12 protein-coding genes and 2 pseudogenes are annotated in these 17,022 nt (G+C 39.5%); 9 read left to right on the forward strand and 5 right to left on the reverse strand.

Features of this window, described 5'->3' with window-relative positions; all coding sequences use genetic code 11:
- Positions 1–75 precede the first annotated feature (75 nt).
- The 4 genes and pseudogenes from nrdR to yfbR all read left to right on the forward strand — a co-directional run bounded on the left by nrdR (position 76) and on the right by yfbR (position 3,285).
- Positions 76–525, forward strand: a complete 450-nt coding sequence (gene nrdR, locus DX522_RS09065; RefSeq protein WP_005695670.1) for a transcriptional regulator NrdR — start codon at positions 76–78, stop codon at positions 523–525.
- A 1-nt stretch (position 526) separates the two neighbouring features.
- A pseudogene (gene ribD / locus DX522_RS09070) lies at positions 527–1,656 on the forward strand (bifunctional diaminohydroxyphosphoribosylaminopyrimidine deaminase/5-amino-6-(5-phosphoribosylamino)uracil reductase RibD).
- Positions 1,657–1,659: 3 nt separating this feature from the next.
- A complete protein-coding gene (gene degS / locus DX522_RS09075) occupies positions 1,660–2,682 on the forward strand; it encodes an outer membrane-stress sensor serine endopeptidase DegS (RefSeq protein ID WP_115180548.1) in 1,023 nt (340 codons plus the stop codon).
- 6 nt (positions 2,683–2,688) lie between these two features.
- Positions 2,689–3,285, forward strand: a complete 597-nt coding sequence (yfbR, locus tag DX522_RS09080; protein WP_115180549.1) for a 5'-deoxynucleotidase — start codon at positions 2,689–2,691, stop codon at positions 3,283–3,285.
- A gap of 50 nt (positions 3,286–3,335) precedes the next feature.
- On the opposite strand, the gene DX522_RS09085 is transcribed toward yfbR, so the two are convergent.
- Positions 3,336–4,103, reverse strand: a complete 768-nt coding sequence (locus DX522_RS09085; RefSeq protein ID WP_115180550.1) for a TOBE domain-containing protein — start codon at positions 4,101–4,103, stop codon at positions 3,336–3,338.
- A 134-nt stretch (positions 4,104–4,237) separates the two neighbouring features.
- Between DX522_RS09085 and modA the strand changes: the two genes are divergently transcribed.
- The 3 genes and pseudogenes from modA (at position 4,238) to modC (ending at position 6,853) form a co-directional block, all read left to right on the forward strand.
- Positions 4,238–5,002 (forward strand): molybdate ABC transporter substrate-binding protein, encoded by a 765-nt coding sequence (gene modA, locus DX522_RS09090; protein WP_115180551.1) that lies wholly within the window; start codon positions 4,238–4,240, stop codon positions 5,000–5,002.
- A 93-nt stretch (positions 5,003–5,095) separates the two neighbouring features.
- Positions 5,096–5,812, forward strand: coding sequence for a molybdate ABC transporter permease subunit (gene modB / locus DX522_RS09095; protein WP_262054206.1), 717 nt, complete (start codon positions 5,096–5,098; stop codon positions 5,810–5,812).
- Positions 5,799–6,853, forward strand: a pseudogene (modC, locus tag DX522_RS09100) (molybdenum ABC transporter ATP-binding protein ModC). The gene modB and the pseudogene modC overlap by 14 nt, the downstream one beginning before the upstream one ends.
- A 74-nt stretch (positions 6,854–6,927) precedes the next feature.
- On the opposite strand, the gene dnaJ reads toward modC, so the two are convergent.
- The 3 genes from dnaJ to dnaK all read right to left on the reverse strand — a co-directional run bounded on the left by dnaJ (position 6,928) and on the right by dnaK (position 11,739).
- Positions 6,928–8,064 carry a molecular chaperone DnaJ gene (gene dnaJ, locus DX522_RS09105; protein ID WP_070713585.1) on the reverse strand — a complete coding sequence of 379 codons (1,137 nt, stop codon included), beginning with the start codon at positions 8,062–8,064 and terminating at the stop codon, positions 6,928–6,930.
- A gap of 250 nt (positions 8,065–8,314) precedes the next feature.
- On the reverse strand, positions 8,315–9,583 hold the full coding sequence (locus DX522_RS09110) for an O-acetylhomoserine aminocarboxypropyltransferase/cysteine synthase family protein (RefSeq protein ID WP_115180552.1): 1,269 nt from the start codon (positions 9,581–9,583) through the stop codon (positions 8,315–8,317).
- Positions 9,584–9,837: 254 nt separating this feature from the next.
- A complete protein-coding gene (gene dnaK, locus DX522_RS09115; protein ID WP_115180553.1) occupies positions 9,838–11,739 on the reverse strand; it encodes a molecular chaperone DnaK in 1,902 nt (633 codons plus the stop codon).
- 270 nt (positions 11,740–12,009) lie between these two features.
- Between dnaK and DX522_RS09120 the strand changes: the two genes are divergently transcribed.
- A complete protein-coding gene (locus DX522_RS09120) occupies positions 12,010–13,506 on the forward strand; it encodes a YdgA family protein (RefSeq protein ID WP_115180554.1) in 1,497 nt (498 codons plus the stop codon).
- 55 nt (positions 13,507–13,561) lie between these two features.
- Here the strand turns inward: DX522_RS09120 and mgsA are convergent, their stop codons facing one another.
- Positions 13,562–14,020, reverse strand: coding sequence for a methylglyoxal synthase (gene mgsA / locus DX522_RS09125; RefSeq protein ID WP_115180555.1), 459 nt, complete (start codon positions 14,018–14,020; stop codon positions 13,562–13,564).
- A gap of 307 nt (positions 14,021–14,327) precedes the next feature.
- Between mgsA and aceE the strand changes: the two genes are divergently transcribed.
- Complete coding sequence (aceE, locus tag DX522_RS09130) at positions 14,328–16,994, forward strand: pyruvate dehydrogenase (acetyl-transferring), homodimeric type (protein ID WP_115180556.1); 2,667 nt, start codon at positions 14,328–14,330, stop codon at positions 16,992–16,994.
- The last annotated feature ends 28 nt before the right edge of the window (positions 16,995–17,022 follow it).

A 17,022-nucleotide genomic window follows, 5' to 3' on the forward strand; every position in this document is an offset into this window, starting at 1 on the left:
CGGATCTTCAGATCGAAAAGATCTTGGATTTTTGATAAGATGCTGACTTAAGAATAATTTTGAAAAGGATCTAAAATGCGTTGTCCGTTTTGTTCAACTGAAGAAACTAAGGTGATTGACAGCCGTTTGGTTTCTGATGGGTATCAAGTGCGTCGTCGTCGGGAATGCGGGAATTGTCATGAGCGCTTTACCACCTTTGAAACGGCCGAATTAGTGGTGCCAAAAATTATTAAAAATGATGGGTCACGCGAGCCGTTTAACGAAGATAAATTGCGTAGCGGTATTCAACATGCGTTAGAAAAACGCCCTGTCAGTTCGGATGATGTGGAAAAAGCCATCAGCCATATTATTATCCAATTACGTGCGACGGGTGAACGCGAAGTACCAAGTCATCTCGTAGGTAAATTAGCCATGAATGAGCTGAAAGAATTAGATAAAGTGGCGTATATCCGTTTTGCGTCCGTTTATTTGAGCTTTGATAATATCAATGAATTCACCAAAGAAATTGAAAGCTTAAAGGATTAATATGAGTGACACCTTTTCCCCTGATGACGTGAAATTTATGCAACTGGCTCTTGAGCTTGCGGCAAAAGGGCAGTACACCACGACGCCTAATCCATCCGTAGGATGTGTGTTGGTTAAAAACGGTGAAATTGTCGGGAAAGGGTTTCATTTTAAAGCCGGTCAGCCTCATGCAGAACGTGTAGCGTTGGCAGACGCCGGTGAGAAAGCGAAAGACGCAACGGCTTATGTGACACTTGAACCTTGTTCTCATTATGGACGCACACCGCCTTGTGCATTAGGTTTAATTGAAGCGGGTGTCAGTCGAGTTGTCGCAGCCATGGCAGATCCTAATCCTCAAGTGGCGGGCAAGGGCTTAAAAATGTTAGCCGATGCAGGCATACCAGGTGCGGTCAATTTATTGAACGAACAAGCAGAAGTTTTAAATAAAGGTTTTCTCAAACGTATGAGAACAGGCAAGCCTTATGTGCAGCTAAAATTAGCCATGAGTTTAGATGGCCGAACAGCCATGGCGAGCGGTGAAAGTAAGTGGATCACTGGTGCAGCAGCTCGTGCAGATGTACAAAAAATGCGAGCCAAAGCGACCGCACTTTTATCTACAAGTGCTACCGTGTTAGCCGATGATCCAAGCTTGAACGTGCGTTGGAATCAATTCCCCGATGATCTAAAAGCGGAATATGCTGAAGATACTGTGCGTCAGCCTATTCGCATAATCTTAGATTCTAAAAATCGAGTTCAACCAAACCATCAATTATTCCATACCCATTCGCCAGTTTGGCTTGTGGGTTCAATTCCACGGGATATGTCTCTATTCCCTGATTTCTGTGAGCAAATGTTACTGCCAGAAAACTATGATTTTGATCTATTGATGACAGAATTAGGTAAGCGACAAGTGAATTCCATTTGGGTTGAAGCGGGCGCCAATTTAGCGGGAAGCCTGATTGAACAACATGCTGTAGATGAATTAATCATTTATGTCGCCCCGAAACTCTTGGAGATAACGGTCGAGGATTATGCCAACTCCCGCATTTAGAAAAACTTTCTGATGCCCCATTGTGGCAATTGCAAGAATGTGAAAGAATTGGGGACGATTTAAAGCTCAGTTATTTACCTAACTTATTAATAAAAGAATAAAAAATGTTTAAAAAACTTTTCCACTCCGCCCTTTGGGGGCTTGCTGCGGCAGGTGTTATTTTATTTGCCGTTCCTAAGCTCAATAACAGCAGCCTTTTCTCTGCTGATGATATCGTTTCGTTCAATAGTGCCGTGAGAATTGCTTCGCCTGCGGTGGTGAACGTGTACAACCGATCTTTTTCTTCTGCCAACATTAATGATAGCGATCAATTACAGGTAAATAACTTAGGTTCTGGCGTGATTATGACCAAAGACGGTTATATTCTTACCAATAAACACGTTATCCAAAATGCTGATCAAATTGTGGTGGCACTGCAAAACGGCAATATTTATGAAGCGAATTTAATTGGTTCGGATAATTTGACGGATCTTGCGGTATTAAAAATCAAAGCAACCAATCTTTCTACTATTCCACAAAATAAAGAACGCCAAGTTCGAGTTGGTGATATTGCTCTTGCTATTGGTAACCCGTATAACCTCGGTCAAAGTGTTTCCCAAGGGATTATCAGTGCGGTAGGGCGTAGTGCCGTAGGGGATTCTTTAGGTCGTCAAAACTTTATTCAAACAGATGCATCAATTAACCGTGGTAACTCTGGTGGCGCGTTGATTAACTCTGCGGGCGAATTAGTGGGGATTAGCACGTTAAGTATTGGTAAAACAGCTAATGAAATTGCAGAAGGGTTAAATTTTGCGATTCCAATTAGTATTGCAAATGATGTGTTAGATAAAATTATTCGCGATGGACGCGTGATTCGTGGTTATTTTGGGGTACAAAGTGAAATCACCGCTAACTCAAATAGTGGTATTGTAATTACAGGTGTGACCGCCAATAGCCCTGCAGCGAAAGCGGGTATCCAAGTGGGTGATGTAATTTTGCGTTTAAATAAACAAGATAATCTGTCTATTCGTGAAATGATGCAAATTATCAGTGATACTAAACCGAATACAGAAGTCATCGTCACAATTTCTCGTTTAGGTAAAATGATTGATCTTCCCGTGATTATTGAAGAGTTACCGTCTAATTAAGGATATATTGTGGAAGTTAAAACTAGTCACTTTTTTGCTTGTTTAGATCGTCTTCGCTTAATTCAGCGTTGGTCATTAATGCGCAATATTGAAAAGGAAAACTTGGCGGAGCATAGCCTGCAAGTAGCTTTTGTAGCACAAGCTTTAGCCATTATTAAAAATCACTTTTTTGATGGTTCAGTCAATCCTGAACGTATTGCAGTGATGGCGATGTATCATGATACCTCTGAAATTTTCACTGGTGATTTACCGACCCCAATTAAGTATTTTAACTCTGAAATCACGCATGCTTATAAAGATATTGAAGCAGCTGCAGAATTGCATTTAATTAGTTTGCTCCCGGTTGAATTGCAAGAGAGTTTTGCACCATATTTAGATAGTGAGCAATTTAGCCCAGAAGAAAAGCATTTAGTAAAACAAGCGGATTTGATTTGTGCGTATATTAAAGCTCAATTTGAATTAGAGCATGGTAACCATGAATTTAAAACAGCGAAAAAACGCTTAGAAAATTTAATGGAACAATGGCACAGCCAGGAAATGGATTATTTTTTACAAGTCTTTTTACCAAGTTTTGGACGCTCGATTGATGAGATTGCGTTATAAGCGCAAATAATAAAGTGCCATCAATTTTGATCGCACTTTTGGTTTTAGGATTATTTCAATGTCGCTAGAATAATCTGTTCTGGCTCAACGTGTAACCACACTTCTTGTCCAACTTTCCAGCCATCTTTGCTATGAATACTCGCACAAAATTCAATTGAGCTGTCCTTTAATTGCACAATGGCTTCTTCGTTTTCCATTGAAAGAATAGTCGCTTGGAAGAGGTTATTTTTTTCTTCTAATGGGGTGGCACTAATTTTCACCCAAGGGGCTTTAAACATGACCATCACTTCTTTTTCAGTAATGAGTCTGAGACGCTCAGCGCTGCGCATTGTGATCGAAACATGTAATGGATGAGCTAAATCTTGAATGTTTACTGCAACAATGCAGCGAGAGTCCACGATATGTTGGCTTGCCACCTTACCGAAAAATTGATTGCGCGCGCTACTTTGTAAGGAGAATTTTGCCGTTGCTGAAAGTAGACTGTTTAGTGGGATCGTCTCATCTTGCAGAATATGAAAGGCATGCTCTTGTGTTTGTTCGAGCAAATCATAAAGCTGCAGTAAACGCTCGGCATAAGTGGTTAATGAGGTACCGCCCCCGTTTTTCCCACCTATATTACGTTCTAAAAGCGGTTTGGGGCTGATTTTATTCATCGCCTCAAGGTGATCCCAAGCACTTTTATAACTCACTTTAGCGTTTTTAGCTGCTTGGTTGATTGAGCCACATTCTTTAATTTCTTTTAAGAGGCGAACACGTTTTGGATCAATAAATAATTCTTGATGAAGTTTGATCGTCAGTAAAATTTCAGTTTGTTTCATCATCTCCTCCTAATACACAATTCTGTTTATTTTACTTGATCTTTAAGTTTTTCTGTATGCTTATTTGAAAATTCAAGTTATAATTTATCCGCAGTATATTTTTTTATATATAGTTTTATTTATATAGGAGATAAATAATGAAATTAACTAAATTTGCAACCGCACTTTTAATTGCGGGTATGGGCGTATCTTTTGCTGCATCAGCAAAAGTGACTGTGTTTGCTGCAGCTTCAATGACTGATGCGTTAAAACAAATTGCGGATCAATACCAAACTGAAAAGCCAAATAATACCGTCGTTTTCTCTTTTGCTTCTTCTTCTACGCTTGCAAAACAAGTTGAAGAAGGTGCACCTGCAGACTTATTTATTTCAGCAAGCAACAAATGGATGAAATATTTATCAGACAAAAATCTCACTGTAAAAGAAACTGAAAAAGTATTAGCAGGCAATGAATTAGTATTAATTGCACCGGCTAAAAGTGCTGTTAATTCAGTGGATATTGCCAGAGGTGAATGGATTAAAGGCTTAAAAGACAGCTATTTATCCGTAGGTGATCCTGCGCACGTTCCTGCAGGACAATATGCTGAAGAGTCATTAACCAAATTAAATTTATGGGATCAAGTTAAAGATAAATTAGCGCGTGCGAAAGACGTACGTGGTGCATTAGCCTTAGTTGAACGTGCTGAAGCCCCTTATGGTATTGTGTATAGCACCGATGCGAAAGTGAGTAAAGACGTGAAAGCAGTCGGTGTATTCCCGAAAGACAGTTATAAACCGGTTGAATATCCCGTTGCGATTTTAAAAGATCATGACAACGCGGATACTCGTGATTTCCTTAATTACTTAGAATCGAGCGCAGCGAAAAAAATATTTGTTGAATATGGTTTCTCTGTGAAATAATGAGCTAGACTTTATAAAGAAAGGACAGGCAACTGTCCTTTTTGTTATTCCTAAAGAAATTTCGACATATCGACATATACACAAGGAAATATTTTGCTCTCTTGGTTTCAATTAAGCCCGATGGAATGGGATGCGATTCACTTAAGCATGAGTGTCGCATTGAGTTCTATGCTTTGGAGTTTACCCTTCGCAATTTTTATTGCTTGGTTACTGGCTCGTAAGGAATTTTACGGTAAGTCGCTGGTTACAGGAATTATTCATCTGCCTTTGGTGTTACCGCCGGTAGTAATCGGTTATTTATTATTAGTCGCCATGGGACGTAATGGCTTTATTGGCAAGTATTTATATCAATGGTTTGGCTTATCCTTCGGCTTTAGCTGGAAGGGGGCAGTATTAGCTTCAGCGGTGGTGGCATTTCCATTGGTCGTACGAGCGATACGTCTTTCCTTGGAAAGCATTGATTTTAAATTAGAGCAAGCCGCACAAACGCTTGGCGCTTCGCCTTGGCGAGTTTTTTTTACGATTACGTTGCCCCTTTCTCTACCTGGTGTATTGGCAGGTTTAGTATTAGGGTTTGCTCGCTCTTTAGGAGAGTTTGGTGCAACCATTACCTTCGTATCTAATATTGCGGGGGAAACTCAAACCATTCCTTTAGCAATGTATTCGTTTATCCAAACACCAGGCGCAGAATCACAAACTGCACGCCTTTGTTTGTTTGCGGTGATCCTTTCATTAATTTCTTTATTGCTTTCCGAAGCATTGAGCAAACGGATGCAGAAAAAATTGGGGCAGGGCGATGCTACACATTAATGTACAACAACAATTAGGTCGCTTGACCTTACGTGCGGATCTGCAACTGCCAACTCAAGGTGTGACGGCTATTTTTGGTTTGTCAGGTTCGGGTAAAACCTCATTGATTAATTTGGTAAGTGGTTTAACTCATCCCGATCAAGGATTTATTCGTTTAAATGACCGCACTTTGATGGATGTGGAGAACGGTGAGAATCTTCCCGTACATCAGCGCAAAATTGGTTACGTATTCCAAGATGCTCGTTTATTTCCGCATTACAACGTCAAAGGCAATTTGCGTTATGGCATGAAGAATGTCAGCCGTGAAGACTTTGACTATATCGTTCAGCTACTTGGTATTGAACCGTTGCTCAAACGCTATCCACTTACTTTATCGGGGGTGAAAAACAACGTGTGGCGATTGGGCGAGCCTTATTAACAGATCCTGATATTTTGTTAATGGATGAACCGCTTTCAGCTTTAGATGTGCCTCGCAAACGTGAGCTTATGCAATATTTAGAAAGTCTATCTAAAGAAATTAATGTGCCGATTTTATATGTGACGCACAGTTTGGACGAATTATTACGTTTGGCCGATCGCGTTGTGCTGATGGAAAACGGTAAAGTGAAAGCCTATGACACCTTAGAAAATGTGTGGAACAATCCGTTATTTGCCCCTTGGAAAGGCGAATCGGAGCAGAGTAGTGTGTTGGCGTTGCCAGTGTATTTACATAATCCAACTTATAAAATGACCGCACTTTCTTTGGGCGAACAACAGCTTTGGATTAATGAAGTACATCATCAAGTGAATGAAAAAGTACGCGTCTGTATTTATAGTTCCGATGTGTCACTCACACTCAGTAAGCCAGAGCAAACGAGCATTCGTAATATCTTACGAGGGCAAATTGTACAAATCGTTCCGCAAGAGAATCGCATTGACATTGCGGTGTTGGTGGAGGGGCATAAAGTTTGGGCAAGTATCAGTAAATGGGCGTTTAATGAATTGCATTTCGCTCAAGGCATGGATGTTTATGTGCAAATAAAAGCCATTTCTGTCGTGTAAAATCCTTGCTTATAAAATAAAAGTGCGGTCAATTTCAAAATAGTTTTAAAATTGACCGCACTTTCTGTTTAGGATCACTTACCTAAGTTATCAAAGAATTTCTTCACACCGTCTAAAAAGCTTGAAGATTTCGGGCTATGAGATTTTTGCCCTTTCAAACTTTCTTCCAGTTTTTCTAATAATTCTTTTTGTTCTTTATTTAAGTTCACCGGTGTTTCAATCACTACTCGACAAATGAGATCGCCTGCGTAGCCAGTACGTGTAGAGCTTACTCCTTTACCACGCATACGGAAGAGTTTGCCTGTTTGGGTTTCCGCAGGGATTTTGAGTTTCACTTTACCATCTAAGGTTGGGACTTCAATTTCACCTCCTAACGCTGCCATTGAGAAACTGATTGGCACTTCGCAGTAGAGATTATTGCCATCTCGTTCAAAGATATGATGTTCTTTAACGTGAATAACTACATATAAATCACCTGCTGGAGCACCATTTTCACCTGCTGCGCCTTCACCGCTTAAACGTAATTGATTGCCGGTATCCACACCTGCTGGGATTTTAACAGAAAGGTTTTTCTTCTTGTGAACGCGACCTTCGCCATGGCAGCTTTTACATGGTTTTTCAATTTTCTTACCAGAACCATGACAAGTAGGACAAACGGCTTCGGTTACGAAGAAACCTTGTTGACGACGAACACGACCAGAACCATGACAGCTTGGACATGTTTCAACTTTTGAGCCTTTTTCTGCGCCAGTGCCATCGCAGCTATCACAGTGAGCAAGCGTATTGATTTGGATGTCTTTGGTTGTACCTTTTACGGCTTCTTCTAACGTAATTTGGATGTCATATCGTAAATCTTCACCGCGAACTACACGCTGACGACCACGTCCGCCACCGCCAAAGATATCGCCGAACATATCACCAAAAATATCACCAAAATCAGCGCCGCTGAATCCACCACCGAAGCCGCCGCCTCCCATGCCACCTTGTTCAAAGGCTGCGTGACCGTATTGATCGTAAGCGGCACGCTTTTCTTTATCGCCTAAGATTTCATAGGCTTCTTGGATTTCTTTAAATTTTTCTTCTTTGGCTTTATCACCTTTGGTTCTATCAGGGTGATATTGCATGGCGAGTTTTTTGTAAGCACGTTTAATTGCTTTTTCATCTGCGCCACGTTCAACACCAAGAACGTCGTAATAATCTTTCTTTGCCATAATGTTTTCGTTTTCCGTTTAAAAATATAAATTTAAAAAATTTTTTTTTGTTATTGTGTGGTACAGCATTAACAACATACCTAACAATAAAAATGATGCCGAAGGCAGAAATATCAAGGGTAAATACGTTAATTTATACTTGTTTTTGTTTGCTTACTATTAAGATAAGTAAACAAATAAAAATAAGCGATAAGCTGAACGCTTTTATCTCTCGTTTAAAATGGCAGGCAATTTGCCTGCCTTATAATACTTATTTCGCTGCAGCGAATGCTTGTTCTAAGTCAGCTAAAATATCTTGGATATTTTCAATACCGCAAGAAAGACGAATAAGTCCTGCAGAAATACCGGCTTGTTCTAGTTCAGCTTCACTTAATTGGCGATGTGTTGAAGTCGCTGGATGTAACGCACAAGTACGAATATCGGCTACGTGTACTTCACGTGAGGTCATTTGTAACGCGTTTAACCATTTTGCCGCGGTTTCTTTGCCACCTTTGATCTCAAAGGAAATGACACCACACAAACCATGAGGTAAATATTTTTGTTTGAGAGCGTAATCTGGTGAGCTTGGTAAGCCTGGGTAATTCACTTTAGCGACTTGCGGATGTTTTTCTAAAAACTCGGCTACGGCCTGTGCATTCTCGTAATGACGTTGCATACGAAGTGCAAGGGTTTCCATACCGACATTCAATAAGAAACTATTTTGCGGGGCAGGCGCTGCTCCTAAATCACGCATTAATTGAACACGCGCTTTGACAATATAAGCTGCAGGACCAAAGGCTTCTGTATAAACTAAACCGTGATAAGTTTGGTCTTGTGTGCTTAGTTGCGGATATTTACCGTTATTCCAATTAAAGTTACCACCATCTGTAATTGCACCACCAAGGGCAATAGCATGACCATCTAAATATTTAGATGTACTGTGGATGACCACATTCGCACCAAATTCGATTGGACGACAAAAATAGGGCGTTGCAAAGGTGTTATCAACTAATAATGGCGCTTCCGCAGCTTTTGCTAAGGCAGCAAATTTTTCAATATCCAATACGCGTAAAGCAGGGTTCGCAATAGTTTCAGCAAAGACCGCTTTTGTATTTGGACGAATTGCTTTTTTGAGTTCTTCAAGTGGTAAATCTTGATCTACAAAAGTCACCTCAATACCCATTTTTTTGAATGTGTGGGCAAATAAATTGTAAGTGCCGCCATACACATAAGAAGAGGAAATGAAATGATCGCCCGATTCTAAAATATTCAGCATCGCATAGAAAACCGCAGATTGACCAGAAGCAGTACACATTGTTGCGACGCCACCTTCAAGTGCGGTAATTTTTTCTTCTGCTGCATTAGTTGTTGGGTTTGCTAGGCGCGTATAAAAATAGCCAGTCGCTTGTAAATCAAATAATTTACCGATTTCTTCTGCCGAATCGTAGGTATAAGTGGTGCTTTGTACAATAGGTTGAACACGTGGCTCACCGTTTTTAGGGCTATAGCCCGCATGGAGGCATTTCGTTTCGAATTTCATTGTTTTTTCCTTTGGTTGTGTTTGTTTTGGGTAAAGTGCGGTCGTTTTTGATAATGTTTTTTGCACTTTGGATTTGTAATGTGGAAATGCTCAACATGAACGTCTACCTAATTATGGAGAGCATTCACGTAAATTATCCTACCAATTGTATTTTTTCTGACTTTACTCTTCCAAATAAAGTCAGGAAAAATTTCGTTTAATGAATATGCCAAAAGGGCGTATCGCTACGCCCTTTAATTTGGGTTTAAGTGAAATTATTTATTATCTTTCACTTCTTCAAACTCTGCATCAACAACATCATCATTTGGTTTGCTGTTGCTTTGAGCTTGTTGTACATCACCTTGTGGTTGTGCCGCTTGAGCAAGTTTTTGAGCCACTTCTGCAAGCGATTGAAGTTTAGCTTCAATTGCAGCTTTATCTTCACCTTTCGCTGCAGTTTCTAAATCGCTTAATGCGCTTTCAATTGCGGCACGATCTTCAGCTGGAACTTTGTCACCTGCTTCTTCTAATTGTTTACGTGTGCTGTGTACAAGGTGATCTGCTTGGTTACGAGCTTGTACTAATTCTTCAAATTTACGGTCTGCTTCAGCATTTGCTTCTGCATCATGAACCATTTTTTGAATTTCTTCATCACTTAAACCTGAAGAGGCTTTGATGGTGATTTGTTGTTCTTTACCAGTACCTTTATCTTTCGCAGAAACGTGGATGATACCGTCAGCGTCGATGTCGAAGGTTACTTCAATTTGTGGCATACCGCGTGGAGCAGGATTGATGCCTTCAAGGTTGAATTGACCTAAAGATTTATTCGCTGATGCTTGTTTACGTTCACCTTGTAACACGTGGATGGTTACTGCACTTTGGTTATCTTCTGCTGTTGAGAACACTTGTGATTTCTTAGTTGGAATCGTCGTGTTTTTCTCAATTAAGGTAGTCATTACACCACCCATGGTTTCGATACCTAAAGATAACGGTGTTACGTCTAACAATAATACATCAGTTACATCACCTGCTAATACACCACCTTGAACTGCTGCACCGATAGCAACGGCTTCATCTGGGTTCACATCTTTACGAGGTGCTTTACCGAAGAATTCTTCTACTTTTTGTTGTACTAATGGCATACGGGTTTGACCGCCCACTAGGATAACATCATCAATTTGTGATGCACTTAAGCCTGCATCGTTTAATGCAACTTTTACAGGTTCAAGTGATTTAGCCACTAAATCTTCTACTAAAGATTCTAATTTAGCACGAGTTAATTTAATGTTTAAGTGTTTAGGACCAGTTGCATCTGCAGTGATGTAAGGTAAGTTCACATCAGTTTGTTGTGCAGAAGAAAGTTCAATTTTCGCTTTTTCACCTGCTTCTTTTAAACGTTGCATTGCAAGTGGATCGTTACGTAAATCAACGCCTTGTTCTTTTTTGAACTCATCTACTAAGTAGTTGATTACACGGTTATCGAAGTCTTCACCACCTAAGTGAGTATCACCGTTGGTTGCTAATACTTCGAAGGTTTTTTCGCCACCTACTTCATCAATTTCGATGATAGATAAGTCGAATGTACCACCACCTAAGTCATAAACAGCGATAGTTTTGTTGCCTTGACCTTTATCTAAACCGTAAGCTAATGCTGCTGCTGTTGGTTCGTTGATAATACGTTTAACTTCTAAGCCTGCGATACGACCTGCATCTTTTGTTGCTTGACGTTGAGCATCGTTAAAGTATGCAGGAACAGTGATTACCGCTTCAGTCACTGGCTCACCTAAGAAATCTTCCGCAGTTTTCTTCATTTTTTTCAATACTTCTGCAGAGATTTGTGGAGGCGCAAGTTTGTCACCTTTTACATTTACCCATGCATCACCGTTGTCTGCTTTGGTGATTTCAAATGGCATAATGTCGATATCACGTTTTACTTCAGCATCTTCAAAACGACGACCGATTAAACGTTTAATTGCAAATAACGTATTCTTAGGGTTGGTTACCGCTTGGCGTTTTGCCGGTTGGCCCACTAAAATTTCGTTATCATTTGTATAAGCAATAATTGACGGAGTAGTACGATCGCCTTCTGCGTTTTCAATTACGCGTGGTTTATCACCATCCATTACCGCGACACAAGAGTTTGTTGTACCTAAGTCAATACCAATAATTTTTCCCATGTTGTTACTCCTAATTAAATTTTAAATTCGTTGTAAATTGTTACGATGAATAAGATGTGGATACTTTTTCGCATTTCAAGAGGCAAGATTTAAAATTTTTTCTTCCTTTTAAAGTGCGGTTATTTCCGTTCTTGTTTTACAAAGTAAGTCCAGAGATGAGAAGTTCAAGAGGGGGATATAAAATTATTTTTGAAAAATAAGAAAAAATTTGTGTTTTGTGGTAAATTGCCGACAATTTTAATCATCTATTAATTTAACAAAGGAATCGAAATGAAAAAATCAGTCGTAGCATTAGGTGTGATTGTGGCTCTCGGTGCGGTAGGTGTCGGTGGGGCTTGGTTTACAGGCGAAAAAGCACAAACTGAATATTTACGCCAAATTGAATTAGCGAATAAACAAGCTCAGGCTTTAGGCTCATCTGATTCATTTAAGGTTGTTTATCAAAATAAACAGTTTGAGCGCGGTTTCTTTACTTCTCAAGTGGAAGATGAAGTAGTTATTTCTTTACCAAAAGAAGGACAAGTATTTACTATTCCGTTTTCAACTAAACTTTATCATGGTCCATTTCCACTTAATCAGTTGGAAAAATTTAACTTTGTACCAACGATGTTTTCCGCACAAGGTGTGATTGGTAAAAATGAAACAACCCAACCTTTATTTGATTTGTTTAAATCGGATAAACCTGTTCAATATCAAGCAACTACTAGCTATAGCTTATCGACAAAAGGTAAAGTTGAATTAGCGGGGGGAGAGCTAACTGATCCAGAGTCACCAGGAACGAAAGTCACTTGGTCAAATATCAATATGGGCTTTGATGTTAATAAAGATCTCGCTGGCAAATATGATATGACTTTAAATGAAGTGAGTGCTACCGTCTTGCCAGAAGTTATGGAGGAGCAAGATAGCGAGGATATGCCTAAATCAATCACAATGAAAATGAAAGGCATGAAAGTCGAAGGTTCATATAATCCAACTAAGTGGGCTTACATTTATACGGGAAAAAGCACTTCTTTAATTGACAGTTTTGAAATGGCTACGCTCGATCATGCGGGAAAAGAGAGCACTGTAGTCCAAAAGGGGTTTAAAGCAAAATCTGATATTTCACTCGATGGTGATTTCGTGAGTGCCAAAAGTGAAAATACGGTAGACTCGATAGCTATTGATGGGAAAGATTTTGGTAAATTAACTTACAACGTTGAGTTAAACCATATTGAAGCAAATGCGATTAATGCATTGATTGAAGTACTCTTCACCGTCTTCAAATCAGTCAGAGATGATAAAAATGTGAATGATGAAGTTGTATCTGAAATTTTAAGTTCATGGGTTGAAAATCATGGTATGGCTATTTTTAATAATCAGCCTCAAATTAAACTTAACCCAGTGTCAATTTCAGATAATCAAGGTAAAGTGTCATTAGATTTAAATGTAGCATTAGCGAAAGATCCGAAATTTGATTTAATGAAAGGGAGTTTATATAAACAATTTACGGATTTTGCTGTGCATATTCATGTAGATAAAGCGACAGCAGAAAAAATCATGACACAATTTGCTCCAGAAGAAGATAAAGCTTTGATTAAAGAGAAAATTGAAGAGCAAGCTAAACAAGCCGCGGCACAAAATATTGTGGTGAATAACGATAAAAATGTGACGCTAGCCTTAGTACTCGAAAAAGGTGAATTAAAACTTAATGGTCAAGTGATTCCAAAAGAGCAGGTTCAAGGTGTGCTATTTATGTTAATCATGAGTGCTGCAATGCAGGGTAAATAATTAACGAGTAAATAAACAGAAAGGAGATAAAGTGATTTATCTCCTTTTTATTTGGTTAATTTAAACGTGCTTTTAAATATCCTTTATAATCAGGGATATCAATATTGATTTCTTGATCAAATAAACTTGATGTTAATAGGAAATCGGCTGTGCTTTGATTAATCGCCACTGGAATATTCCAGACGGTTGCAATACGCATGAGCGCTTTTACATCAGGATCATGTGGGGCAGCATTCATCGGATCCCAAAAGAAAATCATCATATCAATTTTTTTCTCTGCAATCAGTCCGCCAAGTTGTTGATCGCCTCCCATCGGGCCACTTAATAGCGAGGCTATTTTGAGCCCGGTTTCTCTTTCTAATAGATGGCCTGTTGTACCAGTTGCATAAAGTTGATGGGGCACGAGTGCTTCTTTGTGTTTTTTTACCCAATTGAGCAGATTTTGTTTACAGCTATCATGTGCAACGAGCGCTATTCGTTTATGAGAAAAGATTGAGCGAGTTGTCGTGTTCATATTTTGTCCTCTAAAAAGCTCAAAAGCATACGAACACTTTAGATCAAAGCGGGTAGGGAATGCAATATGTAAAGTATGCTTTAACTTAAAGCCAAAAATCCTTTAAAAATGACCGCACTTTTAGTGAAGAGTATTGCAATAACAGGAAGAAATGCATGAGAACAGTGAAAATCTACTATCTTTCTTGCAAAAAATCTTCTAAAATTTACAGGATTTGTTAAATGTTTGTAACATTGATTAACAAGCTTGATTTTCGTGTTTGGTTATGACCAAACTTCATTTTCACTCAGTAAAATAAGGAAAGACTATGTCAGATACCTTAGTAAACGATATTGACCCAATTGAAACACAGGATTGGTTGTCAGCTGTTGATTCATTAATTCGTGCAGAAGGCGCAGAGCGAGCGCATTACATCATCAATCAGGTGATCGATCAGGCACGTAATGGTGGTGTGAACATTGCAAAAGGTGGTGTAACAACCCCTTATGTTAATACCATTCCAGTTTCTGAACAGCCAGCATACCCAGGTGATAAAGTTATTGAGCGTCGTATTCGTAGTGCTGTACGTTGGAATGCGATCATGGCGGTATTACGTGGTCAGAAAAAAGATCTTGAATTAGGTGGTCATATTTCAACTTATCAATCTGCCGCAAGCATGTATGAAGTTTGTTTTAACCACTTCTTCAAAGCTGCTACAGATAAAAACGGCGGTGACTTAGTCTTCTTCCAAGGCCATGCGGCACCAGGTATGTATGCGCGCGCATTTGTTGAAGGTCGTATTACTGAAGATCAAATGAATAATTTCCGTCAGGAATGTGAACCAGGTAAAGGCCTTTCTTCTTACCCACACCCGAAATTAATGCCTGAATTCTGGCAATTCTCTACGGTATCTATGGGGCTAGGTCCAGTGAATGCTATCCGTTCTGCTCGTTTCTTAAAATATTTAGATAATCGTGGTTTAAAAGACACCAAAGATCAAAAAGTGTATGCTTTCCTTGGTGACGGAGAGATGGACGAAATCGAAGCAAAAGGTGATTTAACATTCGCAGCACGTGAGGGCTTAGATAACTTAATCTTCGTTGTAAGCTGTAACTTGCAACGTTTAGATGGTCCTGTAACGGGTAACGGCAAAATCGTTCAAGAATTAGAAGGTTTATTTGCTGGTGCTGGTTGGGAAGTGATCAAAGTCATGTGGGGTAGTGGCTGGGATAAATTATTTGCAAAAGATACTACCGGCAAATTAACCCAATTAATGATGGAAGTGCTTGATGGTGACTATTTAACCTTCAAATCTAAGAATGGTGCATACGTTCGTGAACACTTCTTCGGTCGTTATCCAGAAACCGCTGCATTAGTGGCTGATATGACAGATGATGAAATCTGGGCATTAAGACGTGGTGGTCACGATTCAGAAAAACTTTATGCCGCATTCCATAAAGCGCAAACTGCAGGTAAACCTGTTGTGATCTTAGCGCACATGGTTAAAGGTTATAAAATTCCTGAAGCAGAAAGTAAAAATACTGCGCATCAATCGAAAAAAATGTCTCTCGAAAGCTTAAAATCTTTCCGCGATCATTTCCAATTAGATATTAAAGATGAAGATATTCCTAACTATCCATACATCACCTTCCCAGAAGGTTCGGAAGAGTACAATTATCTTCACGGCAGACGTAAAGCATTAAATGGTTATTTACCAAAACGTTTACCAAAATTCACTACTGAATTTAAAGTGCCATCATTGGAAGAATTTGCACCATTATTGGAAGAACAAGCTCGTCCAATTTCAACTACAATGGCATTTGTACGTTTCTTAAATACCTTATTGAAAGATAAGAACATTGGTAAACAAATTGTGCCAATTATTGCTGACGAAGCACGTACTTTCGGTATGGAAGGTTTATTCCGTCAAATCGGTATTTACAACCCACATGGTCAAAACTATGTGCCTTCTGACCGTGATTTAGTGGCTTACTACCGTGAAGCGAAAGATGGTCAAGTATTACAAGAAGGTATCAATGAATTAGGTGCAGCATCATCTTGGTTAGCAGCAGCGAACTCATACTCTGTAAATAACCTTCCGATGATTCCATTCTTCATCTACTACTCAATGTTTGGTTTCCAACGTGTAGGTGACTTAATGTGGGCAGCAGGTGACCAATTAGCACGTGGTTTCATGATCGGTGGTACTTCTGGCCGTACAACATTAAATGGCGAAGGTTTACAACACGAAGATGGTCACAGCCATATTCAATCTCTTGTTATTCCTAACTGTGTATCTTATGACCCAGCTTACGTTTATGAAGTGGCAGTTATCCTACAAGACGGTATCAACCGTATGTACGGTGAAAAACAAGAAGATGTGTTCTATTACATCACTACATTAAACGAAACTTACGAACAACCAGCAATGCCAAAAGGCGCAGAAGAAGGTATTCGTAAAGGTCTTTATAAATTTGAAACCGTTGAAGCGAAAGGCAACAAAGGTCATGTTCAATTATTAGGTTCTGGTGCGATCTTCCGTCACGTTCGTGAAGCAGCACAAATTCTTGCAAATGACTATGGCGTAAGCTCAGATGTGTATAGTGTGCCTTCATTCACTGAAGTCGCTCGTGAAGGTGCGGATGCAGTACGTTGGAATATGTTACATCCAACAGAAACTCCACGCGTACCTTACATTGCACAAGTAATGAACGATGCACCAGCGGTTGCGGCTACTGACTACATGAAATTGTTCGCAGAACAAGTTCGAGCCTTCATTCCAGCACAAAGCTATCACGTATTAGGTACTGACGGTTTCGGTCGTTCAGACAGCCGTGAAAACTTACGTGAACACTTTGAAGTGGATGCGCGTTATGTTGTGGTTGCAGCATTACATGAACTTGCAAAACAAGGCAAATTTGATGCGAAAGTGGTCGCTGATGCTATCGCAAAATTTGGTTTAAAAACTGAAATTTTAAATCCGCTTTACGCTTAATAAAAATATCCTGTGTGTGAAAGCACAC

It is taken from the genome of Haemophilus parainfluenzae, from assembly GCF_900450995.1.
Classification (GTDB): Bacteria; Pseudomonadota; Gammaproteobacteria; order Enterobacterales; family Pasteurellaceae; genus Haemophilus_D; species Haemophilus_D parainfluenzae_O.